Consider the following 23,636-nt stretch of genomic DNA (forward strand, 5'->3'; position numbering starts at 1 on the left):
CTGGGGTACAAGCCGTGCGGCGTTTGCAGGCCTTGACGTAAAAATCAATGTCAGCGAAGCATTCATTGAAAGGCAGGGTGAGGCCATGGAAAGGAAGCGTTGCAGCTGGTGCAACATAAATAATCCGCTATATGTGCGGTATCATGATGAAGAGTGGGGGATACCGCTGCGTGATGATGGCAGGATGTTTGAGCTGCTGGTGCTGGAGAGCTTTCAGGCCGGCCTGTCCTGGGAGTGTATTCTCAACAAAAGGGAAGCCTTTCGCATGGCGTTTGATGATTTTGCGGTAGCAGAGGTTGCATGCTACGATGAGGCAAAAATCAAATCCCTGCTGGCAAATCCCCGTATCGTCCGCAACAGGCGGAAAATAGAGGCGGCGATTGCCAATGCCGGTGTATTCATGGCTATTCAGCGGGAATTCGGCAGCTTTGACCGCTATATCTGGCAGTGGACATCATATCAGACTGTCTGTGAGCAGGGGCTGGCAAGCTCTCATCTGTCAGACGAGGTGTCCGGGGATTTGAAGCGGCGGGGCATGAAATTTGTGGGCACAAAAATAATCTATTCATTTTTGCAGGCAATAGGTGTAATATATTCTCATGAGGAAGGATGTTATTTGGCCAGGTTGGCAGGGGGACAGGCATGTTTGCATTTTTGAAAAAAGTATGGTCCGGCCTTACGGGAGCTGGGGAAAAGAAAAATAGCAGCCGTAAGTCAGCTGCTTCGCCGGTGGAGGGCGGGAAGAATAAAAAGCCGGATGCCTCCGGAATGAGCGGAGTATCCCTGAATGTGCGGGCTGGGCGGCCGGATACGCCCGCGGGAAAGGCCGCTGGAAAAGAGGCTTCGGTGAGCAAGGGCCGTGCCATGACGGAAAGGGCAGGGCGGAGAAGCTATGCCGGGCGTCTGCCGATATGTGAAGGCTGTCTGAATATAGGCGGCTGTGCAGGATTTTTTCCCGGCTGTGGCTGCTACGGCCACAGCCATGATACGGTGAAGGTATCCTCCGGTGGCTGGCATGGGCTGAACGCCGGCCGGGGCAGCAATCTGGCTTCGCCGGAATTTGCCGCCTGGTGCGCCTTTATGGGCTATCCTGTAGCGGAAAGGTACTGGGCGGAGTACGAGGATATCTGGAATTATTACGAGGAAGCCCTGCATGAGTATGGTTCGGAGTATGAGGCTTTTGATGCCTTTGCCGCTGACCGCCATAATGAGCGCGATTGCGATGAGTACGATTATGATGAGTACACCAGTGATGATTACGCCTGCGATGAGAGTGAGTACGGCGACTATGCTTGCGACGGGGAGGACTGCGGCATGTATGATGCCGATGATTGCGGTGCGGATGATTATGGTGATATGGATGACAGCATGGACTACGATGCTGACGATTATAGCGATAGCTGTCAGTACAGCTATGACGATGATGATGACTACTAGTGAGTAAAAACTACATTAAATAAATTTCCACGTCAAAAAAGGTTTGCAGGGACTGCCCGTCAGAGGCAATTCTGCAAACCTTTTTGCTTTTTAACTATATTGGCATCAGCTACTATACAATGTACGCAGCTCAGCTGTTTTCAGAGGCCTTTTTCTTCTGGAGATAAGCGTCCATAGCCTCGGCCACATGCTTGGCATCCTTTACGGCCAGCACTACGTTGAATGGCCCCATAACCACGTCGCCGCCGGAGAATACGCCCTCGCGGGTGGTCTGGCCGTTCTCGTCAACCTCGATAAGCCCGCGCTCGTTGACCTCAACGCCGGTGGTGGTACGCACAATCTTGTCCTTTGGCACCTGGCTCACTGCCACAATGGTGCTGTCAGCAGGGCAGAGCTCCGCTCCCTCTGTTACCAGATTGCCGTTCTCATCGTAGGAGGTATCTACCATCAGCGGCCCCTCCGGGGTAATCTCCACAGGGGACTTGCCGAACTCGAACACTACGCCGTCAGCCTGGGAATACTCGAATTCCTTCACGCTGGCGGATACCTTGTTGCGGCGGGCATAGACGGTAACGAAGCGGCTTCCCTTGCGGATGGCAGTACGGGCCACATCCATGGCGGAGTTGCCGGAACCGATAACGGCTACGCGCTCGCCCAGGTCATAGCAGTCAGGGTTCTGCAGGTAGTCAACGGCGAAATGGCAGTTGCCCAGGCTCTCGCCCTTTACGCCCAATGCCCTCGGACGCCATACGCCGGAGCCGATGAAGATGGCATCGTAGCCATCACGGAACAGCACATCCAGGTTGAGGGCGCCGCCGATGGTGGTGTTCGGGCGGATGTGGATGCCCAGCTCCCGCAGCTTCTGGGTGTAGCGGTTCAGGATGCTCTGCGGCAGGCGGAAGTCAGGGATACCGTAGCGCATCATGCCGCCCAGGTGCTCCATGCGCTCAAAAATGGTCACATTGTAGCCGCGCTGTGCCAGCTTGACAGCCACGGTCAGGCCGGCAGGACCGGAGCCGATAACGGCTACATTCTGCCCCTTTGGTGGCTCATGCTCCATCACAACCTTGTCCAGATAAGCATCGGAGATGTACTGTTCGATGCTGGAAATCTGCACGGAGGAACCCTTGATGCCCTGAATGCAGTGTCCCTCGCACTGGGCTTCATGGTCACACACCAGGGAACAGATAACGCTCATAGGGTTGTTCTCAAACAGCATGGCACCTGCCTGATTGATTTTTCCATCCAGAAAGAGGCGTATCATTTCCGGGATGTTGGTGTGGGCAGGACAGCCATTAATCTGGCACTGGGGTTTTTTGCACTGCAAGCAGCGGCGGGCTTCATTGATAACGTGAACAGCCATGTTTTCTTATCACCTATTTCTTTCTTTGGTAACGCTGGATACTTCTCATGCTTTTATTATATTTATGGAGAGTGCTGTAGTCAATAAAAAATGTATATAATACGTAGTAAAAATGGGAAATTTTAAGCATGTGTCCCCTATGAAAATTTAAATGTAATTTTGAGAATTTATCTCATAAAATATTGACAGTGATAATGATAAATGTTATCATTAATACGCAAATTGATAATAATTATCAATTATGAATTAGATTCATTTTTTTGGAAAGGTAAGGGTGGAATTTTTATGGAAATCTTTGATACGGTTGTGCAGTGGTTCTCGCGGGGCGGTATGGTGATGTATCTTCTCCTGCTGTGTTCCGTTATGTCGGTGGCTGTTATCATAGAAAGGTTCAGATATTTCCGGTGCAAGTCGGTAAATTATAAACTGTTTTCTGCCAGATTATTGGACTGCATGGAGAAGAAAAGCCTGCGGGAGATACGTGAGATTTACCGCAAGGAAAGCTCTGCGGCCGCTATTGTGGTGGAAGCAGGCGTGAGGGCCGTACAGGGAGGCAGGGATCCGGAGGCGGCCATGGAAAATGCCGCCCGGCTGGAGGCCGCCAAGCTGAAAAAGGGCCTGTCCCTGCTGGGGGTTACGGTGACGCTGGCTCCTGTGCTGGGCCTTTTAGGGACAGTTGTGGGCATGATAAATTCTTTCAGTGTTTTCAATCTGCAGCAGGGAGCGCCTATGGCGATTACCGGCGGTGTAGGTGAGGCGCTGGTGGCAACGGCTTCCGGGCTGATGGTGGCGATTCTGGCACTGGTGGGACACAGCTACTACGGGCACCGCCTGGACAGCATCATGACAGCTATTGAGCAGATTGCGGTACTTTTTGTGGAAAAGATGCCTGCTTATACGGCCGGCAGAATGCGGGAGGTAGAAAAATGCGCCTGACAAGCACGAGGCTGGAGAGCTCCCCGAAGCTGATGATAATTCCCATGATAGATATCATCTTTTTTCTGCTGGTGTTTTTCATGCTGAATACTCTCTATATGACCAACCAGCAGACCGTGCCGGTCAATCTGCCCCAGGCGGCGTCGGCCAGCACTGATGTGGTGAAGTCGTTGCAGGTGACTGTAGCCAAAGACGGCCAGCTGTATCTGGGGACGGAGCCCATGAGCATGGAACAGCTCAAAAAAAGGGTGCAGGCTGAGTCGGCAGGGGGCAATACGGCGCTGGTACTGCGGGCTGACAGTGACGTGGACTACGGCAGGTTTATCGCCGTGCTGGATGAATTGAAGCGTAGCGGCGCCGGGAAAATTTCTCTGGCGGCAAGGCAATAGGAAGGTGCAGGGTGAGGATAGCATGAGTGCGATAATCTTTCGGAGGGCGGCAAGGCCCTTGCCCCTGTCCTGCCTGCTGCATGTTGTTTTTCTTGCTGTGCTGGCCGGCTTCTGGGGCGGTGACGGCTTTCAGGCAGGCCGGGAAAATCAGGAAGCCGTCATTGAGGTGGAAATGACAGGCGAGGAACTGCAGAAGGTGCAGGAAATCCGGCAGGCAGTGCCGCAAAGGCCGCTGACGGAAAGCGGCGGAGCGGTATACAGTACCGTTTCCCAGCAGGCGGCCGCCGGTACGCAGGCGTTGCTGGCTGCGGAGGAAGCGGCTCCCTCCGGTGACGGTGCCGTGGCTGCCGGCATAGGAAATGGCGAGCTTGCCCAGGGGGGACGCTCCTTTGCCTCCGGCATGGAGGGGGGCGGCACCGGTGATGCGGCAGGTGATGATAATATTTCTACAGGCAATTCACCGGCAGCTGCCAGCCAGCCGCCTGGGGAGCAGGAAAGCATCGCCGATATTGCCAGCCGTTTTGCGGCCAGGGTTGAGGCGAATAAAAAATACCCATATATGGCAGTCCGGCAGGGACAGCAGGGTGTTGTGAGCGTCTATGCCGTACTGTCGGCGGATGGCGGACTGCTGGACTACGGCCTGTCCGGCTCGTCCGGCTATGACAGCCTTGACAAGGCGGCGCTGAAGGCGGTGCAGAGCTCCTGCCCGTTTAGCCACGGGGCGGGCCACAGCATTACCATTACAGTGCCTATTCACTTTGAACTGCGCTGACCTTCGGGCGGTGCAGGCGTCCTGCGAAGCTGTCAGGGCATGCGGACTGCCGGTTGATTAAGTATAAATCGGCGGACAGCAGGGCTGGTTAGGGATTTGATTAGTTGCAATATAAAATAAAAATTTGGAGGTTTTCGTGGAAGCGTTAATGGAAAATAATCTGGCGGCCAGGCATCCCCGCAGTATGAAGAGGCGGCTGGCGGTGCTGGGCGGACTGGTGGCTCTGGTGGCGGCACTTTTGCTGGGCGTGTCCTTCGGCATTGCGGATTTGACGTGGCAGGAGCTGTATACGGGGCTTCTGGGCGGCGCCCAGTCGGACAATTACCGCATCGTGCAGCTCATTCGCATGCCCAGGGTGCTGTGCGGCGCTCTGGCCGGTATCAATCTTGCCCTGGCAGGATGTATTTTGCAGGGGATTCTCAGGAACCCTCTGGCGGATCCGGGGATTATCGGCGTGACAGCCGGGGCGGGACTGTTTGCCATGGTTATCATGATCGTCCTGCCGGAAATGACAAGACTGGTGCCTGTGGCGGCCTTTGGCGGTGCCATGGTAGCGGTGATGATCGTCTTTGCCCTGAGCTGGCAGAGGGGCATCCAGCCTTTGCGGATGATTCTGGCCGGGGTGGCGGTGGCGGCGTTTTTTGGCGGCGCCCAGACAGCCCTGATGGTCTTTTTTTCTGACAGGGTGCAGGGGGCCATCAACTGGCTGGCCGGCGGCTTTCAGGGTGCTTCCTGGAACCACGTTTCCATGATTCTGCCCTACACGCTGGCGGGGATAGGGGCCGCCTGCTTTTCCAGCCGCTGGCTCAACGCCCTGCAGCTGGGAGAGGAAACGGCGCGCAGTATCGGCGTGCGCGTGGAGAGGGTACGGCTTCTGCTGCTGGTGCTGGCGGCGCTTTTGGCGGCCTCGGCGGTCAGCGTTGCCGGTATGCTGGGCTTTGTGGGGCTGGTAGTTCCCCACATGGTGCGGCTGGTGACAGGCTCTGACTTTGATTATCTGCTGCCTTGCTCCGCCATCTGGGGGGCGGCGTTTATTGCCCTGACCGACTCCGTGGCGCGGCTGGCCTTTGCTCCCGTGGAAATCCCTGTAGGGGTGTTTATGTCATTCTTCGGGGCACCGTTCTTCCTTTATCTTTTAAAGAAGGGAATGAGCCGCACATGAATGAGGACAGGATAAAGCAGGGTAACATGGGACAGATAAAAAATACGGCCGCAGGGGCGGCTGGCAAAGAGAAAGCACCGGGCAGGGCGGCAGAGGGGAAAAATCCCGTGCTGGAAGCGAGGGATTTGCAGGCCGGCTACGGTGAAAGGATGATTGCCAGAGGCATGAGCCTGCAGGTGTATCCATCGGAGATAGTTTCTATTATAGGCCCCAATGGCTCCGGCAAATCTACGCTTTTAAAGGCACTGGCCAGGCTTCTGCCTGTCAGCGGCGGGGAAATTTATCTGCAGGGCAGGAATATCTGGTCCCTGCACGAAAAGGATGTTGCCCGCCGGATGGCGGTCATGCCCCAGAGCATGGATTTTGCCGGTGATGTGACCGTCAGGGAGCTGACGGCTTTGGGCAGGATGCCCCACAGGGGATTTTTCAGCGAGTTTGGCACTCGTGATGCGCAGGCAGTGGACAGGGCGCTGGAGCTGACGAGCATGACCGGCTTTCAGCACAGGAGCATTATGGCCCTGTCCGGCGGTGAGCGGCAGAGGGCAAGGCTGGCGCTGGCTCTGGCGCAGGAGCCGGAGATTCTGCTGCTGGACGAGCCTACCACTTATCTGGATATCCGCCATCAGCTGGATTTGATGCTGCTGATACGCAGGCTCCACGATGAGCTGGGGCTGACGGTGGTAATGGTACTGCATGACCTGAACCATGCCGCCAGGTTCAGCAGCCGCGTGGTGGCGGTAAAGGATGGCAGGATTATGGCGGATGGCAGTGTGAGGGAGGTATTTCAGGAAGACCTGATACGCAGTCTTTATGGCGTGGAAAATACCATCCTTGAGCTGGAAGAAGGGGGACAGAGCCATCTGGTCTGCCTGCCCCATGATGTGACAGGCGCTTTTGCCGCTATGCCGGACGCAGAAAATACGGGGGGACTGCGCCAATGAGCATACTGCGAAAAGGATGGCGCAGGTCAATAAACAATAGAGATAGGAGTGCTGCGGCATTGGAAAAAAGAACAGGGACGGTGGCATTGACAGACAAAATGGAAACGGCGGCACTGGAAAATAGAACAGAACGTGCGGTGCCGGAGGATAGGACAGGAAAGGCGGCAATGGTGGAAGCCGTGGATGTGTGCTGCTGTGCCGGAGGCAGGGAAATCCTGCACGGCGTTTCACTACAGGTCAGGCAGGGAGAGGTGCTGGGCTTGCTGGGGCCAAACGGCGCAGGCAAGACCACCTTTATCAAGCTGCTCTGCGGGCTGGGAGCCTGCAGTGGCGGACAGCTTAGCATCGGCGGCCGGCCTGCGGGACAGCAGCGCAGTACCGCCATGAAAAAAATGCTGGGGCTGGTGCCGCAGGAGAACAATCTGGAACGGGAGCTGACCGTCCGGGAAAGCATGCGGTACTATGGTGAGCTGTACGGCGTGAAGGACGCCCGCCGTCGGACAGAGGAAGTCCTGCAGGAATTCGGCATGCAGGATTGGGCTGACAAAAGGCCGGAGCAGCTGTCCGGCGGCATGCACCGCCGCGCCATGATTGCCAGGGCCTGCATACCGCGCCCCTGCATCATGGTTCTGGATGAGCCCAGCGTGGGGCTGGACCCCGTGATGCGGCAGGAAATCTGGCACCAGGTGCGGCGTCTCAGGGAGCATGGAACCACCATCCTCCTGACCACCCATTACATGGAAGAGGCGGAAAGCCTGTGCAGCCGCATTGCCATCATGGAAAAGGGCAGGCTTTTGCTGCTGGATACGGCAGAGGGCATCAAGAAGAGGGTGCCGGGCGGTACCGGCATGACCCTTGAGGAAGCCTATCTGCGGCTGGTACAGGGAAAGGGGGCGGCTGCCTGATGGGATGGCTGCCCGTATACAGAAGGGAAATGCGGATGCTGGTGCGCCGCATAGGCGGCCTTGGCTATCTGTTTTCCGGCCTGCTCTTTCCCATGATTTACCTTCTGGCATTTGGCTGGGGACTGGGGGAGTCCGTGCAGGTGGCAGGGGGCTACATAGGCTTTCTGGCCAGGGGAATGCTGTCGATTGCCGTCATGATGAACAGCTTTCAGCAGACGGTTATCTCCATCAGCAGTGCCAGATTTTACTACAGGAACTTCCAGACCCTGCGCATGAGCCCCGTCAGCGAGGCATCCCTTGCCTTCGGGCTGACCTTGGCAGGCATGACAAGGGGGGTGGCGGCAGGCCTGATTATCGCGCTGGCGGCGTGGCTGTTCTTCGGCGTGTCGGTGCTGAGCCTGCCGGGGGTGGCAGGGCTTCTGCTGACCTCCCTGTGCTTTGGGGCGCTGGGCGTGGCAGTGGGCATGTCCATCAAGGGGCAGGAGCAGTTTTCCATCGTGATAAATTTCCTGATTACCCCTATGACTTTTTTCTGCGGTTCCTTTTTCCCTGTTGCCAACCTGCCGGAGCTGGTGCAGTCAGTGGTGCAGTACCTGCCCCTGAGCCTGTCCAACCAGCTGCTGCGGCTGGGCAGCTGGGATGCCGGGGGCGTGTGCAGTGCCGCCATACTGCTGTCCATGACGGCGGCAGTGTTTATGTGGAGCGTGCACCGTATCAGGCACTATAGTGAGTTCTGATGGGGCATGCTTGCGGCTGGTTATCCGGCTGAGGTAAAACTATGATTTTATGTTGATTTTATTTAGGAGGTTATTTTTTTATGAAGAGCATCGTTGTTGTTTCCAGTCTTACCGGTAATACCCTGAAAGTAGGAGATATGGTCGCCTATGCGCTGGATGAACATATGGAAACCGTCAAGGTGGAGGAAATGCCTGATGTCAGCGATTATGACCTTGTGGTTGTAGGGTGCTGGGTAGACAGGGCCACCGCCGATACCAAGGCGCAGGAGTTTATTAAGACCATCAGGAACAAGAAGGTTGCATTTTTCGTTACGCTGGGCAAGGAGCCTGATTCGGAGCATGCGGAGGTATGCCTGAAAAATATTGCGGCGCTCTTTGATGAGAGCAATGAGCTGGTGGGCCAGTTCATCTGCCAGGGAGCAGTTTCCCTGAAAATGATGGAAATCATGGCAAAAAAATTCCCGGCAGGCCATTCTCATGCCATGACCGATGAGCGGAGGAAGAGAATGGAGGCTTCCTGGTCACATCCGGACAAGGCCGATTTGCAGGCGGCACGGGAGTATTTTACAGCTTTGAAGAAGAGATTGGAGGGTTGATATGGCAGCAGGCTTGCAGGAATTTTTTAACCGTATGAAGCCGGAGCGTTATGAGCTGATGCTGGGCACGGGTCATGAAAACGCGCTCTGCTACGGCTTTAGCAAAAAACGTGTGGTGCATCCGGGTGTCAATGGCAAGGTGATGCCGCCGCCGATGATTCAGCAGGAGTGGGGGAGGCTTATGTCCTCCGAGGAGACTGGCGGCAAGAAGCGCATGGTGTACATCCACATTCCTTTTTGCAGCCACATCTGCCTGTATTGCGGCTTTTTCCAGAATTATCGGACTGATGAGCTGGAAAATCAGTATGTACAGAGGCTGATAAGGGAGCTGGAAATGGCGAAAAATGACAGGCTGGCACAGGCCAAGCCTTTCCAGTGCGTATTTTTTGGCGGCGGCACCCCTAGCGCCCTGTCACCGGCAAATGTTTCGCTGGTGCTGGCAAAGCTAAGGGAATGCCTGCCCCTGACCAATGACTGCGAGATTACCATGGAGGCCAGAATCAGCGATCTGCAAAAGGAGCGCATGGAGGCATGGTTCAAGCATGGCGTCAACAGGGTTTCCGTCGGCGTGCAGTCCTTTGATACCAAGGTGCGGCAGGACAGCGGGCGCATTGACAGCCGCGAGGTGGTCATGGACAGGCTGCGGGAGCTGTGCTCCTATGACCAGGCCTCCGTCATCGTGGACATCATCTTCGGCCTGCCGGGGCAGACGGTCAGGAGCTTTATCGAGGATTTGGAGATAATAGACAGCCTGCCGATTTCCGGCATGGACCTGTACCAGCTGAACCTCTTCGGGGGCAGTCCGATGGCAAAGGCCATAGAAAACGGCAACCTGCCGCGGGCGGCTTCCCGGGCGGAGCAGGCGCTGATGTTTGCGGCGGCAGAGGAATGGCTGGAGGACAGGGCCTACAAGCGGCTCAGCAACTGCCACTGGTCAAAGGATATCAGGGAGCGCAGCATGTACAACATTCTGGCCAAGACAGGGGCGGATGTATTTCCGTTTGGCTGTGGTGCCGGCGGCTTCATCGGGGACTATTCCTTCATGCAGATGCGGGATTTGCAGAAATACATGGACATGGTGGATGCCGGGCAGAAGCCGATTATGGTCATGAGCGGCAAATCGCCTTATGAGGATATTCATAAGCAGATTAGCCAGAACATGGAGCAGGGCTATCTCGATTTCGGGAGGCTGGTGCGTCAGCACGAGGAATTGGAACAGCTGTCCATATTGCTGGAAAAGTGGTGCGCCAACGGCCTGATGGAGCAGGGGCAGGTTATGTACTTCCAGACCAGGGCAGGACGCTTCTGGCAGAACAATCTGACCCAGGCCCTGCTGGAATGCGCCGAGTTTATTCTTTCCGATGGCAAGGTGGAAACCATGGAGCCGATGCAGGGCATGAGCGGCATGCCGCCTCATGCTAAAAAGGCAATGTGACAAAAAGCACAATAAAAACAATTTATTAACAAGCAGCTTTGGAAAATGGCTGATTATAGGGGGCTGTTGCCGCTGGGAATAATTGCGCACGACAGCCCCTAAAAAATAATATTTTAATGATAATGAATTTCAAAATCAGAAATTAAAACTGGAAAGGAATGGATTTATGTCAAAGAAAAAATGCCTGCTGGCCTTGGCGATATCAATCGCCCTGACCAACAGCAGCTATGCAGGAGCAGCCTATGCGGCGGAAAATGAGCAGGAAACGGAGCAGGTGCAGACGCGGGATGTAGTGGTAACGGCTTCCCGTACCGAGCAGGAGATAAAGGATACCCCTGTTGCCGTAGAGGTGGTTACCCGCGAGGATTTGGACAGGATGGGTGCGGAAAATCTGGCCCAGGCCCTGCAGCTGGCCGTGGGCATCGATGTATCTGAAAACGGCATGGTGGGCAACTCTGTTTCCATCCGTGGTGCCAAAAGCAACCAGACACTGATTCTGGTGGATGGCATGCGCATCAGGACGGAAAATACCGACCAGACTGCCAACAACTATGAGTTACAGCGCATCAACATGGCAGATGTGGAGAGAGTGGAGATTGTCCGCGGCTCTGCCAGCTCCATTTATGGTGCTGATGCTATGGGCGGCGTAATCAATATCATCACCAAGTCCCCTGACAAGGAGTCCAAGTCCGTATTCTGGGATTGGACCACCCGCCAGACGGACGCAGGCTTCCGCGTGGCAACGGGCGCCCTGGGCAAGTGGTCCTCAAGCGTCAGCTACAGGCGCAGTGATATTCATCACATGGATGTACATGGCGGCTCCAACCAGTATGGCCCTAAGGATTACTTTAATATCGCCAGCAAATACAAGCTGGATGACAAAAAATCCCTGGGCTTCTTCCTTGACTATATGAAGGAAGATTTGTATATGGACAGCGACCTTACGTCCTATGAGCATGACAGGGCGAAATTCGGCATTTCCTATGACGGCAGGGATAAGCGGGGAAGCTATCAGCTGCGCCTGAATTACACCATGTTTGACAAGGACCAGAATACCAGGAAAAATGGTGTATTGACCGGCTTTGATGAGTTGAAATTTCGCACGCTGACCTTTGACGGCCAGCGTTCCATGCAGCTGAATGACAAGCATCTTCTGACCTTTGGCGGCGAAGTGCGCAGGGAGAGCTATGAGGGAACCCGTATCGGTTCCGGCGGCGATAATGTGCATACCGTTACCCGCGAAGGTGTAAGTCAGCCTTATTCCGAAAAAACTACCACCTATTCTGCTTTATATGCGCAGGATGAGTGGATGGTGGATGATAAATGGTTGCTGATTCCATCCCTGCGCTTTGACCATAACAGCGCTTTTGGCAACAAGATGACCTATAAGCTGGGGAATACGTTTTACATCAGCGACAATACGCGTTTGAAGCTCAATCTGGGCACGGCCTACCGCGCTCCGACCGAGGCGGAGCTGTACATGAACTGGGAGCATACGCCTGTGTCCACGCCGGGTATGCGCATGGAGGTACATGTGAAGGGTAATCCTGATTTGAAGCCGGAAACTTCCTACAATTTTGATATTGGTCTGGAAGCAGAGAATAATCATGGCGGCAGTGGCAAGGTGACTTATTTCCACAGTAAATATAGTGACCTGATAGCCTTGAAGTCCACCAGTGTCTTTACGCCAGGGATGCCGATGACAATGGTCGTTACATCTATGTATGAAAATATCAACACGGCAGAAATTCAGGGCGTAGAGGCAGAGTATAAGCAGAAGCTGGGCAAATACTTCACTCTGCGGGGCACCTATGCGTACACTGATGCCAAAGATGGTGACGGTGCCCGTCTGGAGGGGCGTGACCGCCAGAAGTTTTCCCTGCAGCTGAACTATGATGACGGGGAGCATGGCTGGAGCGGCTCTTTGTGGAACGATTGGCACAGGGATTATCTGGGAGATGCCGGAGATGGCCTGAAAAATCATTCTGTCAGCGTGCTGAACTGCGTTGTCAGCAAAAAGCTGAGCAATAACAGCAATGCGTATTTTGGCGTAAATAACATTCTGGGCAAGGATGATGAGACAGCCTATACAGTCTTTGGCCTGACCGGCCGCGTATGGCGTGCAGGCATGACCTGGAATTTTTAAGGAGATGTAGATGAACAGAAAAATTGTATTGGCGGCAGCGGTGCTATGCCTGCTGGCAGCGGTGCTTTGCTTTGCCGCCGGGGCAAAAAAAGACGGCAGTGATGCTGCCGTCGGCGGTAAGGTGCAGGTAACCGACAGCACCGGCAGGCAGGTGGAGGTTCCTGCCCATCCGGAGAGGGTGGTTATCCTGAATGCGTCCAATGTGGATTTGTATGTGGCAGCCGGTGGCGGCAGCAGCATCGTGGGCAAGGCATCCTCACAGGCCTATTCGCCTGCGGTACAGGAGGCCACTGCCGGGGCTTCTGAGGTGGGGATCATCCATAGCCCCAGCCTGGAAACGATAGTTTCCCTGAAGCCGGATCTGGTTATCGGCACAAACGTGCCTTTCCATCAGGGGCTTATCCCTACGCTGGAAAAGGCAGGCATTCCCCTGTACATAAATGAGCTGAACAGCTTCGAGGATATTTACAATACGCTGGAGCTTTTTGGCAGGTGGACGGGCAAGGAGGAGGTTGCCGGGGAGCGCATCAAGGCCCTGCAGGCGGAACGGCAGGAGCTGACAGAGGCTGTCAGCGGCAGGACACCGCCCCGCAGTCTGGTGATATTCGGCAGTCCTGACAGCTTTAGCATGGCCACGGGCAGAACCTTTGCCGGAAGCCTTATCGGCCAGCTGGGAGGCGGCAATATTGCCGATACGCTGGAAAACGACAGCGCCTATATCCCACTGAGCATGGAATATCTGGCCAAGGAAAATCCGGAGGTGATCTTCATCATCATGATGGGCAATCCACAGCAGATGGAAGAGAAAATCCACAAGGATTTGGAAGCCAGTCCTGCATGGGCGGAGACCAGCGCCGTCAAAAACGGCAGGGTGCATATCCTGCCCTACAATCTCTTTACTGTGAATCCGGGCGTTCAGGCGGCAGATGCCATGAAGCTGCTGTATAAGTATATGTACGAAAACGAATAACAAAATGCCGGGCATGGCCGGTTCTATATGTTTTAGGGCACAAAAGCGGGCTGCTGCAGAGATTTTTCTGCGGCAGCCCTTGTTCTTTCAGATGTTTGGATGTTCAGGCTTATCAGGTTTACGAGGCTTAAAGCTCGCCTTTTGCCTCCCTGGCAATCAGCTCGCGCATAATATCCGGATAAATTTTGTCCAGCCTGTACATCAGCAGGATGCCCAGCAGGATTACCCAGACGGCTATCGGCCCCCATTCATAGAGGGACACGATCATATTGATGGCAGACTGGCTTTGCACGGCCGCACTGCCGTTGGTGGCAGATACATAGCCGGCATAGCTCATACAGCCGGTCAGAATGGCGCTGGTCAGGCCGGTGCCGACCTTCGTGCCGACGGAGCCGCCGGAGAAAATCAGGCCCTCCTGACGCATATGGAATTTCCACTGGCCGTATTCCACCACATCCCCAAGAAAGCCGAAAATCACTGAATACAAAGGCGCGAAGCCGATGGCACGGATTACGCAGCTGAACACTACCCAGTTGTAGTCAAGGGGATTGAGCATGTAGATAAGATGCCCTGCCAGAGCTACGCTCACGCCTATCAGGGACATGTTGCGCTTGCCGAAGCGCCTCAGGAGCATCGGGCAGAACAGCATGGTAAATGCAATCATTATTACGGTTTCCAGCAGGCAAAGGATGCCGTACAGGGCGTCGTCCATGAAGATGTATTTGCAGTAGTAGGGCAGAACGGTGCCGGTGATGCACACGATGACGTTCTGCATCATCCAGATGGTCATTGCCATCCAGAAATATTTGTTGAGCGCCATAAATTTCAAGGACTTTACGATGGGGAGCTTTTGCTCCTTATACTGTTCGTCCCGCGCGCTGATAACAACTGTTTCCTTGCAGCGGTAGAAGCAGAAGAGCAGCAGTCCCAGCGCTACGACCGCCCAGATGGACATAACCTCGACCCATGCCATCTGGGTATCGCCAAACACCTTGACCAGAGGCAGGGTGGCGGATACGGCCAGAATCTTTCCTATAGGGGAGAGTGCCATACGCGTGATGGAAAGCATATCCCTTTCCTTGGAGATACGCGTCATCATAGTGGACAGGCTGCCGTATGGCAGGTTGAGCGCCGTATAGCAGAAGGTGGTACAGAAATTGTAGGTGACAAACAGATAGGCAAACTGCAGTGTAGAGCCTGCATTCTGCGGCACTGTGTAAATCAGTACGATAGAAACGGCGAAGGGGATGCTGGCCCAGAGAATCCAGGGCCTTGATTTGCCCCATTTGGAGTTTGTTTTCTCCACGGCAAACCCCATAATCACGTCAGAAATACCGTCAAAGCAGCGGGACAAAAGGATAACCATGCCTACGGTGGCCGGGTCAATGCCGGCGTAGTCGGTGTAGAAGAACGTCAGGATGCTCATGGCACCCCAGACAACATTTTGAGCCGTATCACCCAGGCCGTATGCGACCCGGGTGAGCCAAGGAAGCCTTCCTTCGTTGGCAGCAGCGGCAGTATTATTAGCCATAACCAATACCTCTCTTTTGATTCAGGCAAAATGCCCATGACAGTTCCTGCTGTTTAGATGTGTGCCTTTTCCCGGATATAGCTGCGCGCCTTGATGGCGTATTCCAGCGGGTTTGCCTTGGCGGGGTCCTGTTCAGCCTCGACGATATACCAGCCCTCAAAATCGCTGTTGCCTATTATGTCGAAAATAGGCTCAAAGTCGATGCAGCCATCTCCCGGCACGGTGAACAGGCCGTTGCGCACTCCCGCCAGAAAGCTCATATTTTCATCCATGACCTTGTTGCGGACATCCATGCGGATATCCTTGAGGTGGATGTGGCGGATGCGGGGCAGGTATTTTTTCAATATGCCCAGATAATCCTCGCCGGAGCAGGCCAGATGGCCTGTATCATACAGCAGCCAGACATATTCCGGGTCGGTGTTTGCCATCAGGCGGTCAATCTCGGCCTCGGTCTGCACGCCGGTACCCATGTGATGATGGTACGTCATGGTCAGGCCGTATTCTTCTTTGGCTACCCGGCCCAGCCTGTTCAGCCCCTCGCACAGCAGCTGCCACTGCTTTTCTGTGTTGCATGGCTTGTCAGCGAACACGGCCTTGTCCAGCTTTCCCTGAATGGAATTGCCCTGCTCGGCCACGTTGCAGAAGCTGGCGCCCATCTCTTTCAGATATTGGCAGAACGGGCGGAATTCCGCTTCCACTTCCTCGTAGGGCTTTGTCAGCAGGTAGGAGCTGAACCATCTGGAAGCAATCTCCATGCCGCGAAGCTCAAGAGCCTTTTTCAGCACGGCGGTGTCAGCGGGATATTTGTTGCCTACCTCGCAGCCGGTAAAGCCTGCCAGTGCCATTTCGCTGACGCATTGTTCAAAGGTGTTTTCACTGCCGAGTTCCGGCATATCGTCGTTGGTCCAGGCGATAGGGGCGATGCCCAGTTTTATTTTTGCCATTGTTACACTCTCCTTTGCTTATAAATTTACATTTGGGGATGCTTTAATATTTCCGTGCCTTTGCCAGATTGGGTGTAATGCCGCGTCGATAGCAGTCCTGAATTTTCGGATTTTCCGATACGGCCGCCACGCCTACGCGCCACCAGCTGTCGTAGCCATGCGCCATGGTTTTGGGCAGAACCTTTATATCAATGAGCGTGGACACCTGCTGTTTTTTGGCGTCCTCGATGGCGGAGCGCAGTTCGTCGGCATTTCTGGCGGAGTAGGCCTTGCAGCCATATCCCTCGGCAATTTTTGCGAAATTAACCGGCACAAGGCTGCCGTCCAGCCTGCCGGAAGCCTCGCTTCGGAAGCGGAACTCCGTGCCGAAGCTGCCCTGTCCGTGGCCGATTTCCAGATTGTTGATGCAGCCGAAGGCCATGTTGTCCAGAAGGATGACATTTATTTTTTTGTTTTCCTGAATAGAAGCGGCCAGCTCGGAGTGCAGCATCATAAAGGAGCCGTCACCGGTTGCCGCGTAGACCTCCCTTTCCGGGGCGGCCAGCTTTACGCCCAGGGCGGCATTCACTTCATAGCCCATGCAGGAAAAGCCGTACTCCACATGATAGCTGTCCGTGGACTTTGGACGCCAGTAGCGCTGCAGGTCACCGGGCAGGGAACCGGCGGCACCGACAATGATGGCATTGTCATCCATCATTTCCCGGAGAATGCCCATCACCTGGGTCTGGGTCAGCGCGGAGCCTGTAAGGCTGATAAATTCCTCAAAGGCCCTGTCGGTAGCCATAGCGTCCGCTATTTCCGGTACGAAGCCCCTGCCGGTGTAGGCCACCTGCGCCAGCCTGTCGCACTCGGCTGTATAATCGGCCTTGGCCCTTGTGATTTCATCTGTGTAGGCAGAGCGATAATCCCCCAGGGCCAGGTCCAGTGCTTCCAGCGCGGCCCTGGCATCGGCCACAATCGGCAGGCCGTCCAGCTTGCAGGCGTGGAAGCGAGAGATATTGATGTTGATGAATTCAACATCAGGATTCTGATAAAGCCATTTGGAGGAGGTGGTGAAGTCCGTGTAGCGCGTGCCGACACCGATGATTACATCCGCCTCCCTGGCGAGGCGGTTGGCGGCCAGACAGCCGGTTTCGCCGATGCCGCACATGTTCAGCGGATGCCGCCAGTCAACAGTGCCCTTGCCGGCCTGGGTTTCCCCAAAAGGAATGTTGTGCCCTTCGGCGAATTTCAGGAAGGCATTTTCCGCTTCGGAATACCTGACGCCGCCGCCAAAAATCAGCAGAGGCTTTTTCTTGCTCCTGATGAGGTCGGCGGCCTCATCAATGGCACGCTGTACCGGCAGGGGGCGGTCAATATGATGCACGCGCTTCTGGAAGAAATAATCAGGGTAGTCATAGGCCTCGCCTGCGGTATCCTGCGGCAGTGCAAGGCAGACGGCGCCAGTTTCAGCCGGGTCGGCAAGCACGCGCATGGCATTGATGGCGGCGCTCATGAGGATTTCCGGCCTGGTTATCCTGTCCCAGTATTTGCAGACGGCCCTGAAAGCATCGTTGGTGGTGATGCCCGGACTGTGGGGCTGTTCCAGCTGCTGCAGCACGGGATCCGGCTGGCGGTCCGCATAGGTGTCCCCCGGCAGGAACAGCACAGGGATGCAGTTGGCGGTGGCACAGGCCGCGGCCGTTATCATATTGGCGGCGCCAGGGCCTATTGACGAGGTGCAGGCGTATATCTGCCTGCGGCGCAGCTGCTTGGCGTAGCCCATGGCGGCCAGTGCCATGCCCTGCTCATTGCGTCCCTGATGCACGATGAGATGGCCGGGGTTTTCTTCCAGCGCCTGTCCCAGCCCCACCACGTTGCCGTGGCCGAAGATGGTGAAAACTCCCTTGAACATAGGCTGTTCCCTGCCGTCGAATTCTATGTGCTGATTGTTTAAGAACTTTACCAGAGCCTGAGCCGTGGTAAGCCTGATGGTCTTTGCCATCGTCATTGTCCCCCTTCCGGTGGTATTGGCCTGCCAGCCTTTTCCGGCGTCCATATTTTGGCAGACCTATCTAAAAGCCATGTATGCTCCGGCACGTCAGTCCGGTTTTTTTGCCAGGGATTGCCGGGCAGGTGGCGTATCATCCAGCTGTACCACATGGCGTAGCCCGGCGCCGCAACCTGCGGATGCATCAGGCCGCCGGACAGCTCCACCCAGCTGTTGTCCTCTATCCGGAAGGCCTCATCCCCGATAAAGCAGGCGCCAAAGCCCTGCGGCTTGTCAAACCTGTAGGCATATACCTCCGGCTGCGGATGATGGTGGGGGATGTAGCCTGACCAGCGGCCGGGCAGGTTGACGACCTCGCCGTTGACCATGTTGGAGCAGGGGGCGTTGTCGTAATCAAAGATGGTGCGAACTATCCGCTCTGCCGTTCCCTGCCACCTGCCTGCGCCGAATATGTCGCACCGCACGTCCTCCGGCCTGTAGAACACCGCCGGAAAATCTTTGTCGTTGACGGTTTTCTGCACCAGCACCTGGGCGGCTGTTCTGGCTTCCAGCACGACCTCGGTACAGCGGCAGACGTGCAGGCAGCAAGGATTTTCATCAAAGAGGGAGCCGCGCCGCATCAGCCCGGTCTCGCCGTTCCAGCTTATTTCCACCTGGCCGGTCAGGATGACAAAGGCGGTTTCCCAGGCGGCATCCCGAAAGACGGCCTTTTCTCCGGCGCCCATCACCTGATAGCCAATATCCATCATCATGTCCGAGCTGCCGGTAGTCATGGCATTATAGCCCGGTTGCAGCTTTCCCAGTCGTCCGAATTTCATAAGGCTTCCTCCCAGTCAATTTCCGTAATCACCTTTTCATCCGCATGCTCCCGGATAAAGGCGGCAATCTCCTCAGCGGTCTGCATGGCATCGGAGCAGCTGTGGCTTGCCACCACCATGGCCGCGTGTGCCGTGGCATGCTGCAGCGCCCGCGGTACATCCCAGCCTTCCAGGAGGCCGTAGACGAAGGCACTGCCGTAGGCATCACCGCCGCCAAAGGATTTCATGAGCCTGACCTTGAAGGAGCTGACCCTGTAGGCGCGGTGGTCGGCGGTGTAGGCGAGGGAGCCCTTTTTGCCATGCTTGATAATGACAATTTTACTGCCGTTGGCGATATACCTGTCCGCCAGAAGGCAGTCAGCAGGCTCTGCAGCATCCTCCGGGAGCAGTTCGGTCAGGTTCACCTCGTCGCGGGAGCCGATGATTACATCGCTCATGCCCGCCAGCAGGGAATAGTATATGGAAATCTCTTCCCTGGACTGCCAGGTGTATGGACGGTAATCAATATCGAAGATGATTCTGGTGCCGTGCTTTCTGGCGTAGCGTGCCGCCAGCAGGCAGGCCTCGCGGGAGGGGCTGGCCGCCAGTGCCGTGCCGGATACAATGAGGATTTTGGCGCTGGCAATATATTCCTCGCTGACATCCTGCGGCGTCAGCATCAGGTCGGCGGCCCTGTCGCGATACATCAGGATGCTGCTCTCGGCAGGGCTCTTGATTTCCGTAAAGGTCAGCCCCATGCGCTCACCGTTTTTGGCACGCACCATCCGGGAGGTGTCGATGCCGCAGGAGCGAAAATAATTGAGCGCAAAATCGCCAAAACGATCATCAGACACACAGCCGATAAAGCCCACCTTTTTGCCCAGCCTGCTGATGCCGACGGCCATGTTGCCGGGCGAGCCACCCAGATACATGGAAAAGGTCTTTACCTTGTCCAGCGTGCGGTGGATTTCGTTGGGATTAAAATCCAGGGTTACGCGGCCCATGAGAACGACATCCCTCGGCCGGCCCTGCTCTATATCGATAAGTGACATTTCATATCCTCCTTTGGCGCAGGCGCGGCAGCATTCCTGACGCCGTGCCGCCCACCGGCGTCAGGGCCGATGAAAGGCACGTTTTTGCCTGCGGGCTCAGAAAAGCCGCCGGTAAATCTCCTTGATTTGTTCCTTGTCAGGAATGCGCACGGTGTTTTGCGGACTGCCGCTTTCCAGAGCATCCTCCGCCATCTTGTCCAGCCGGGCAAGGAACTGGTTTCTGTCGATGCCCAGTTCCCCGGCGGAGGGAATTCCCAGCGCCTGACAAAAACGCTTTACTTCGGCAACAAAGTTTCGGGCGGCAGTTCCGTCATCGGTGCCGACATCGGCCACACCCATAATGCGGGCAATCCCTGCAAAGCGTCCGGTGTTTTCCTCGACGGCAAACTCCATGCATGCCGGCAGCAGAAGGGCGTTGGACACGCCATGGGCGATATGGAAGAGGGCGCCAATAGGTCGGCTCATGCCATGCACGATAGTGACGGAGGCGTTGTTGAAGGCAATGCCGGCTTCCAGTGCTCCCAGGGACATCTGCAGCCGGGCCTCTGCATTCCGGCCGTCGGCATAGCAGACAGGCAGGTATTTGTGGATTCTGGCAATGGCGGACAAGGCAAAAATATCCGACAGAGGCTGTGCCTTGCGGGAGGTGTACGCCTCGATGGCGTGGGTCAGGGCATCAATGCCGGTAGCGGCCGTAACCTTCGGCGGCACAGTCATGGTAAAGGACGGGTCCACCAGTGCCAAGGCGGGGATGATGGAGGGCCCGCCCAGCAGCAGCTTTACGTTGTTCTGCGTATCGGTGATAATCGTGTTTCTGGTGGCTTCGGAGCCGGTGCCTGCCGTGGTGGGAATAGCCGCCAGATAGGGCACCGGCATGTCGATGCTGCGGTGCATATAGTCGCGGATATGACCGGGACAGACGGACATAAAGGCAATGGCCTTCGCCGTATCCATCGGACTGCCGCCGCCAAGGGCAATCAGGAAATCACAGCCCTGCTCCCTGTACAGCTCCAGTCCGGCCATGACCATAGCGTCTGTAGGCTCGCTGTTGGCTCCGTCATAAATCACATAGGCTATTCCCGCGTCCCGCAGGATTGCCTCGACCCTTGCGGCATTGCCCAGCTTCACCATAAAGGCATCCGTGACGATTAGCGCCTTGCTTCCCCTGCCGGCGATATGCCTGCCAAGCTGGCTGATACAGCCTGCTCCTGTTACGAGCTTCGCCGGAATCATGAATACATCTGCCATAGCGTTCACTCCTGAATGTATAAGTGTATATTATCTCCTTTGGGCGCCTACAGTCCGTATGCGGCGCTTATCTCGGCAATAGCAACAGGACGGTGTTCTGCCGCGGATTTTTTGGCTGCCAGGCCGATGAGGACAGGTGCCAGTCCGTCATGGGCATCCACCTCGACAGGGGTATCGTTGACGATGGCCTCAATAAAGGCGTCAATCTCGGCGGCATAGGCCATCATGTAGCGTTCAAGGAAGAAGAACATCGGCTTTTCGGCGGTTACGCCGTCCTTGTTGCTGATAACGGCATTGGATGCGGTATCGTTGGAAATTTCCACGGCTCCCCCGGTGCCGAAGACCTCGGCGCGCTGGTCGTAGCCATAGCAGGCGGCGCGGCAGTTGTCTATGACGGCGGTTGCGCCGTTGTTAAGCCTCATGGTGATGACGGCCGTATCGATATCGCCGGCCTCGCCGATGGCAGGGTCGACGGTCACGGAGCCAGCGGCATAGACCTCTGTAACCTCGGCACCGGAAAGGAAGCGGACCATGTCAAAATCGTGGATGGTCATATCCAGAAAAATGCCGCCGGAAACCTTTATATAGTCAAGGGAAGGCGGTTCCGGGTCGCGGGAGGTGATTCTGATAATCTGCTGTCTGCCGATTTTGCCGGACTGAACGGCCTGACGCAGGGCGCGGAAGTTGTGGTCAAAGCGGCGGTTGAAGCCGACCTGATATTTTTTGCCGCTTTCCCCGACTGCCGTGAGGACTTCCTTAATCTTCTCTACATCATGGTCGATTGGCTTCTCACAGAATACATGCTTGCCGGCCTTCAGGGCTTCGATGGACAGGGGGGTATGCTGGTCGGTGGAGGCGCAGATGAGCACTGCTTCAATGTCGGCATCTGCCAGAATTTTGCGGTAATCCGTGTATGTCTCAGCTATTCCCATGGCTTTGGCCCATTGGATGGCCTCTTCATTGAGGCAGGGGTCCGCCACAGCTTTTACTCTGGCATTCCTGACAAATCTGGCAATGCTTTCGCCGTGTACGCGGCCGATGCGGCCGACACCGATAATACCTACGTTAATCATGATGTTTCCCACCTTTCAAAAATTCACAATTTTCTTTCGCTTCTTGCAAAGGGCGCAGTATCGGGGCAGGAGCGAGGACGGGGTAAAGCTGGCCTGCACTGCCGGATTGCCTGCGCCCGACCTTACGTACAGTATAGCTTTTGCGGCATTTTGCCGCCTCCAGTATCTTGCTGCGTTTGCTATGGCAGACCCGCATTTTAGCTAGATTCTTATTGATTTTTCTTAGATGAAGCTATAGAATGTTGCTGTCAGAATTGTTACGGAGGAAATGTGAGGTGATTTGCAAGTGATTCAATACTTTATCAACCAGCGGGAGCCGTCAAGTTTTGCGCAGGGGAATGCGCCGCGGCTGGAATACGTCTGCCATGTGGATACCACCCACATGCAGGTGCCCCGCGCCATGCACATGCATGAAAGAGTGGTGGAGTTTGTCCTGATGGTCAGGGGAAGGGGCAGCTATTACATTGACAACAGGCGCTATGAGGCCTTCAAGGGTGATATGCTGATTTTCAACAGCCATACCCTGCACGATGAAACGGTGGCCGGCAAGGATGAGGCCGTGACCTACTGTATTGCCGTGTCGGATCTGCAGCTGGCAAACATGCCGCCGGGAAGGTTCATCCGGGAGGGAATCTCGCCCTGTGTCCGGCTGGGCAGGTTTTTTCCATATGTCAGGCGGATGTTCAGGCTGATTGTCAGCGGCGTAAAGAAGAAGGAACGGAGCGAGGTGCTGGATTATCTGCTGCGGGCTCTGCTTGTGAAGCTCATCCATTGTGTACGGGAGCAGGGGGAGCCGCTTTCCGAGCGGGCTGATGCCGTGGGCTGGCGGATTAAGAAATACATAGATGACAAATATCTGGAGCAAATCACATTGGATGATATGTCCAGGGATATGTACCTCAACGCGTATTATCTGTCCCACTCCTTCAAGCGCATCATCGGCTATTCGCCTATGCAGTACGTCATACGCAGGCGCATCGGCCAGGCGCAGAACCTGCTCCTGAATACGGACAAGACCGTTACGGAGATTGCCATGCAGTGCGGCTACAACAATTCCAACTATTTTCAGGCGGTGTTTCGCTCCATTGTGGGGATGCCGCCCGGGCAGTACCGCAAAATCTGGCTTGAGGAAAGCAGGGCAAAAAAATAAGGATACAGCCGGCGGAGCCGGAGCTGTATCCTGCGGTATTATTTGGAAAAAAGCGGCGGTAA

The 23,636-nt window shown here is 55.5% G+C and carries 22 protein-coding genes; 14 read left to right on the forward strand and 8 right to left on the reverse strand.

Going from position 1 to position 23,636, the window contains the following annotated elements; all coding sequences use genetic code 11:
• Positions 1 to 85 precede the first annotated feature (85 nt).
• A complete protein-coding gene (locus ACI3UA_RS00860; RefSeq protein ID WP_439722964.1) occupies positions 86 to 658 on the forward strand; it encodes a DNA-3-methyladenine glycosylase I in 573 nt (190 codons plus the stop codon).
• Entirely contained in the window at positions 643 to 1,437 is a 795-nt protein-coding gene (locus tag ACI3UA_RS00865; protein WP_439722943.1) for a hypothetical protein, read from the forward strand. Before ACI3UA_RS00860 ends, ACI3UA_RS00865 begins: the two co-directional genes overlap by 16 nt.
• Before the next feature lie 130 nt (positions 1,438 to 1,567).
• Here ACI3UA_RS00865 and ACI3UA_RS00870 read toward each other — a convergent pair whose 3' ends face one another.
• Positions 1,568 to 2,800: an NAD(P)-dependent oxidoreductase gene (locus ACI3UA_RS00870; RefSeq protein ID WP_439722944.1), complete on the reverse strand. Its 1,233-nt coding sequence runs from the start codon at positions 2,798 to 2,800 to the stop codon at positions 1,568 to 1,570.
• 285 nt (positions 2,801 to 3,085) lie between these two features.
• Here ACI3UA_RS00870 and ACI3UA_RS00875 point away from each other — a divergent pair, with 285 nt between their 5' ends.
• The 11 genes from ACI3UA_RS00875 (at position 3,086) to ACI3UA_RS00925 (ending at position 13,789) form a co-directional block, all read left to right on the forward strand.
• Entirely contained in the window at positions 3,086 to 3,736 is a 651-nt protein-coding gene (locus ACI3UA_RS00875) for a MotA/TolQ/ExbB proton channel family protein (RefSeq protein WP_439722945.1), read from the forward strand.
• Positions 3,727 to 4,125, forward strand: a complete 399-nt coding sequence (locus tag ACI3UA_RS00880) for an ExbD/TolR family protein (protein WP_439722946.1) — start codon at positions 3,727 to 3,729, stop codon at positions 4,123 to 4,125. Before ACI3UA_RS00875 ends, ACI3UA_RS00880 begins: the two co-directional genes overlap by 10 nt.
• A gap of 22 nt (positions 4,126 to 4,147) precedes the next feature.
• The gene (locus ACI3UA_RS00885; RefSeq protein ID WP_439722947.1) at positions 4,148 to 4,897 is read left to right on the forward strand and encodes an energy transducer TonB; all 750 of its coding nucleotides are present in this window, start codon (positions 4,148 to 4,150) and stop codon (positions 4,895 to 4,897) included.
• A 136-nt stretch (positions 4,898 to 5,033) separates the two neighbouring features.
• Entirely contained in the window at positions 5,034 to 6,059 is a 1,026-nt protein-coding gene (locus ACI3UA_RS00890) for a FecCD family ABC transporter permease (protein ID WP_439722948.1), read from the forward strand.
• Positions 6,060 to 6,208: 149 nt separating this feature from the next.
• A complete protein-coding gene (locus tag ACI3UA_RS00895) occupies positions 6,209 to 7,000 on the forward strand; it encodes an ABC transporter ATP-binding protein (protein WP_439722965.1) in 792 nt (263 codons plus the stop codon).
• Positions 7,001 to 7,059: 59 nt separating this feature from the next.
• Positions 7,060 to 7,905 carry an ABC transporter ATP-binding protein gene (locus ACI3UA_RS00900; protein ID WP_439722949.1) on the forward strand — a complete coding sequence of 282 codons (846 nt, stop codon included), beginning with the start codon at positions 7,060 to 7,062 and terminating at the stop codon, positions 7,903 to 7,905.
• Positions 7,905 to 8,642, forward strand: a complete 738-nt coding sequence (locus ACI3UA_RS00905; protein WP_439722950.1) for an ABC transporter permease — start codon at positions 7,905 to 7,907, stop codon at positions 8,640 to 8,642. Before ACI3UA_RS00900 ends, ACI3UA_RS00905 begins: the two co-directional genes overlap by 1 nt.
• An 80-nt stretch (positions 8,643 to 8,722) precedes the next feature.
• Positions 8,723 to 9,238 carry a flavodoxin family protein gene (locus ACI3UA_RS00910; protein ID WP_439722951.1) on the forward strand — a complete coding sequence of 172 codons (516 nt, stop codon included), beginning with the start codon at positions 8,723 to 8,725 and terminating at the stop codon, positions 9,236 to 9,238.
• Between the two features lies 1 nt (position 9,239).
• On the forward strand, positions 9,240 to 10,673 hold the full coding sequence (gene hutW / locus ACI3UA_RS00915; protein ID WP_439722952.1) for a heme anaerobic degradation radical SAM methyltransferase ChuW/HutW: 1,434 nt from the start codon (positions 9,240 to 9,242) through the stop codon (positions 10,671 to 10,673).
• Positions 10,674 to 10,839: 166 nt separating this feature from the next.
• Complete coding sequence (locus ACI3UA_RS00920; RefSeq protein ID WP_439722953.1) at positions 10,840 to 12,819, forward strand: TonB-dependent receptor plug domain-containing protein; 1,980 nt, start codon at positions 10,840 to 10,842, stop codon at positions 12,817 to 12,819.
• Between the two features lie 10 nt (positions 12,820 to 12,829).
• Positions 12,830 to 13,789, forward strand: a complete 960-nt coding sequence (locus tag ACI3UA_RS00925) for an ABC transporter substrate-binding protein (protein ID WP_439722954.1) — start codon at positions 12,830 to 12,832, stop codon at positions 13,787 to 13,789.
• 127 nt (positions 13,790 to 13,916) lie between these two features.
• Here ACI3UA_RS00925 and ACI3UA_RS00930 read toward each other — a convergent pair whose 3' ends face one another.
• The 7 genes from ACI3UA_RS00930 to iolG all read right to left on the reverse strand — a co-directional run bounded on the left by ACI3UA_RS00930 (position 13,917) and on the right by iolG (position 22,424).
• Positions 13,917 to 15,320, reverse strand: a complete 1,404-nt coding sequence (locus tag ACI3UA_RS00930; protein ID WP_439722955.1) for an MFS transporter — start codon at positions 15,318 to 15,320, stop codon at positions 13,917 to 13,919.
• 53 nt (positions 15,321 to 15,373) lie between these two features.
• Positions 15,374 to 16,264 (reverse strand): myo-inosose-2 dehydratase, encoded by an 891-nt coding sequence (gene iolE, locus ACI3UA_RS00935; RefSeq protein WP_439722956.1) that lies wholly within the window; start codon positions 16,262 to 16,264, stop codon positions 15,374 to 15,376.
• A gap of 43 nt (positions 16,265 to 16,307) precedes the next feature.
• Positions 16,308 to 18,248, reverse strand: a complete 1,941-nt coding sequence (gene iolD / locus ACI3UA_RS00940) for a 3D-(3,5/4)-trihydroxycyclohexane-1,2-dione acylhydrolase (decyclizing) (RefSeq protein WP_439722957.1) — start codon at positions 18,246 to 18,248, stop codon at positions 16,308 to 16,310.
• Positions 18,249 to 18,250: 2 nt separating this feature from the next.
• Complete coding sequence (locus tag ACI3UA_RS00945; RefSeq protein WP_439722958.1) at positions 18,251 to 19,072, reverse strand: 5-deoxy-glucuronate isomerase; 822 nt, start codon at positions 19,070 to 19,072, stop codon at positions 18,251 to 18,253.
• Entirely contained in the window at positions 19,069 to 20,103 is a 1,035-nt protein-coding gene (gene iolC, locus ACI3UA_RS00950) for a 5-dehydro-2-deoxygluconokinase (RefSeq protein ID WP_439722959.1), read from the reverse strand. Before iolC ends, ACI3UA_RS00945 begins: the two co-directional genes overlap by 4 nt.
• Positions 20,104 to 20,199: 96 nt before the next feature.
• Positions 20,200 to 21,351 (reverse strand): iron-containing alcohol dehydrogenase, encoded by a 1,152-nt coding sequence (locus ACI3UA_RS00955; RefSeq protein WP_439722960.1) that lies wholly within the window; start codon positions 21,349 to 21,351, stop codon positions 20,200 to 20,202.
• Positions 21,352 to 21,398: 47 nt separating this feature from the next.
• Entirely contained in the window at positions 21,399 to 22,424 is a 1,026-nt protein-coding gene (iolG, locus tag ACI3UA_RS00960) for an inositol 2-dehydrogenase (RefSeq protein ID WP_439722961.1), read from the reverse strand.
• Positions 22,425 to 22,710: 286 nt separating this feature from the next.
• Here iolG and ACI3UA_RS00965 point away from each other — a divergent pair, with 286 nt between their 5' ends.
• The gene (locus ACI3UA_RS00965) at positions 22,711 to 23,574 is read left to right on the forward strand and encodes an AraC family transcriptional regulator (RefSeq protein WP_439722962.1); all 864 of its coding nucleotides are present in this window, start codon (positions 22,711 to 22,713) and stop codon (positions 23,572 to 23,574) included.
• The last annotated feature ends 62 nt before the right edge of the window (positions 23,575 to 23,636 follow it).

It is taken from the genome of Anaerovibrio sp., from assembly GCF_051866355.1.
Lineage (GTDB): Bacteria > Bacillota > Negativicutes > Selenomonadales > Selenomonadaceae > Anaerovibrio.

Bases quoted from the DNA above. Each gene is read 5' to 3' on its own strand.
- iolC (WP_439722959.1), bottom strand. From the start codon at position 20,103: ATGTCACTTATCGATATAGAGCAGGGCCGGCCGAGGGATGTCGTTCTC.
- iolD (WP_439722957.1), bottom strand. From the start codon at position 18,248: ATGGCAAAGACCATCAGGCTTACCACGGCTCAGGCTCTGGTAAAGTTC.
- ACI3UA_RS00925 (WP_439722954.1), top strand. From the start codon at position 12,830: ATGAACAGAAAAATTGTATTGGCGGCAGCGGTGCTATGCCTGCTGGCA.
- ACI3UA_RS00885 (WP_439722947.1), top strand. From the start codon at position 4,148: ATGAGTGCGATAATCTTTCGGAGGGCGGCAAGGCCCTTGCCCCTGTCC.
- ACI3UA_RS00895 (WP_439722965.1), top strand. From the start codon at position 6,209: ATGATTGCCAGAGGCATGAGCCTGCAGGTGTATCCATCGGAGATAGTT.
- ACI3UA_RS00860 (WP_439722964.1), top strand. From the start codon at position 86: ATGGAAAGGAAGCGTTGCAGCTGGTGCAACATAAATAATCCGCTATAT.
- ACI3UA_RS00910 (WP_439722951.1), top strand. From the start codon at position 8,723: ATGAAGAGCATCGTTGTTGTTTCCAGTCTTACCGGTAATACCCTGAAA.
- ACI3UA_RS00865 (WP_439722943.1), top strand. From the start codon at position 643: ATGTTTGCATTTTTGAAAAAAGTATGGTCCGGCCTTACGGGAGCTGGG.
- ACI3UA_RS00875 (WP_439722945.1), top strand. From the start codon at position 3,086: ATGGAAATCTTTGATACGGTTGTGCAGTGGTTCTCGCGGGGCGGTATG.
- ACI3UA_RS00905 (WP_439722950.1), top strand. From the start codon at position 7,905: ATGGGATGGCTGCCCGTATACAGAAGGGAAATGCGGATGCTGGTGCGC.
- ACI3UA_RS00955 (WP_439722960.1), bottom strand. From the start codon at position 21,351: ATGGCAGATGTATTCATGATTCCGGCGAAGCTCGTAACAGGAGCAGGC.
- ACI3UA_RS00870 (WP_439722944.1), bottom strand. From the start codon at position 2,800: ATGGCTGTTCACGTTATCAATGAAGCCCGCCGCTGCTTGCAGTGCAAA.
- ACI3UA_RS00880 (WP_439722946.1), top strand. From the start codon at position 3,727: ATGCGCCTGACAAGCACGAGGCTGGAGAGCTCCCCGAAGCTGATGATA.
- iolE (WP_439722956.1), bottom strand. From the start codon at position 16,264: ATGGCAAAAATAAAACTGGGCATCGCCCCTATCGCCTGGACCAACGAC.
- ACI3UA_RS00920 (WP_439722953.1), top strand. From the start codon at position 10,840: ATGTCAAAGAAAAAATGCCTGCTGGCCTTGGCGATATCAATCGCCCTG.
- hutW (WP_439722952.1), top strand. From the start codon at position 9,240: ATGGCAGCAGGCTTGCAGGAATTTTTTAACCGTATGAAGCCGGAGCGT.
- ACI3UA_RS00930 (WP_439722955.1), bottom strand. From the start codon at position 15,320: ATGGCTAATAATACTGCCGCTGCTGCCAACGAAGGAAGGCTTCCTTGG.
- iolG (WP_439722961.1), bottom strand. From the start codon at position 22,424: ATGATTAACGTAGGTATTATCGGTGTCGGCCGCATCGGCCGCGTACAC.
- ACI3UA_RS00945 (WP_439722958.1), bottom strand. From the start codon at position 19,072: ATGAAATTCGGACGACTGGGAAAGCTGCAACCGGGCTATAATGCCATG.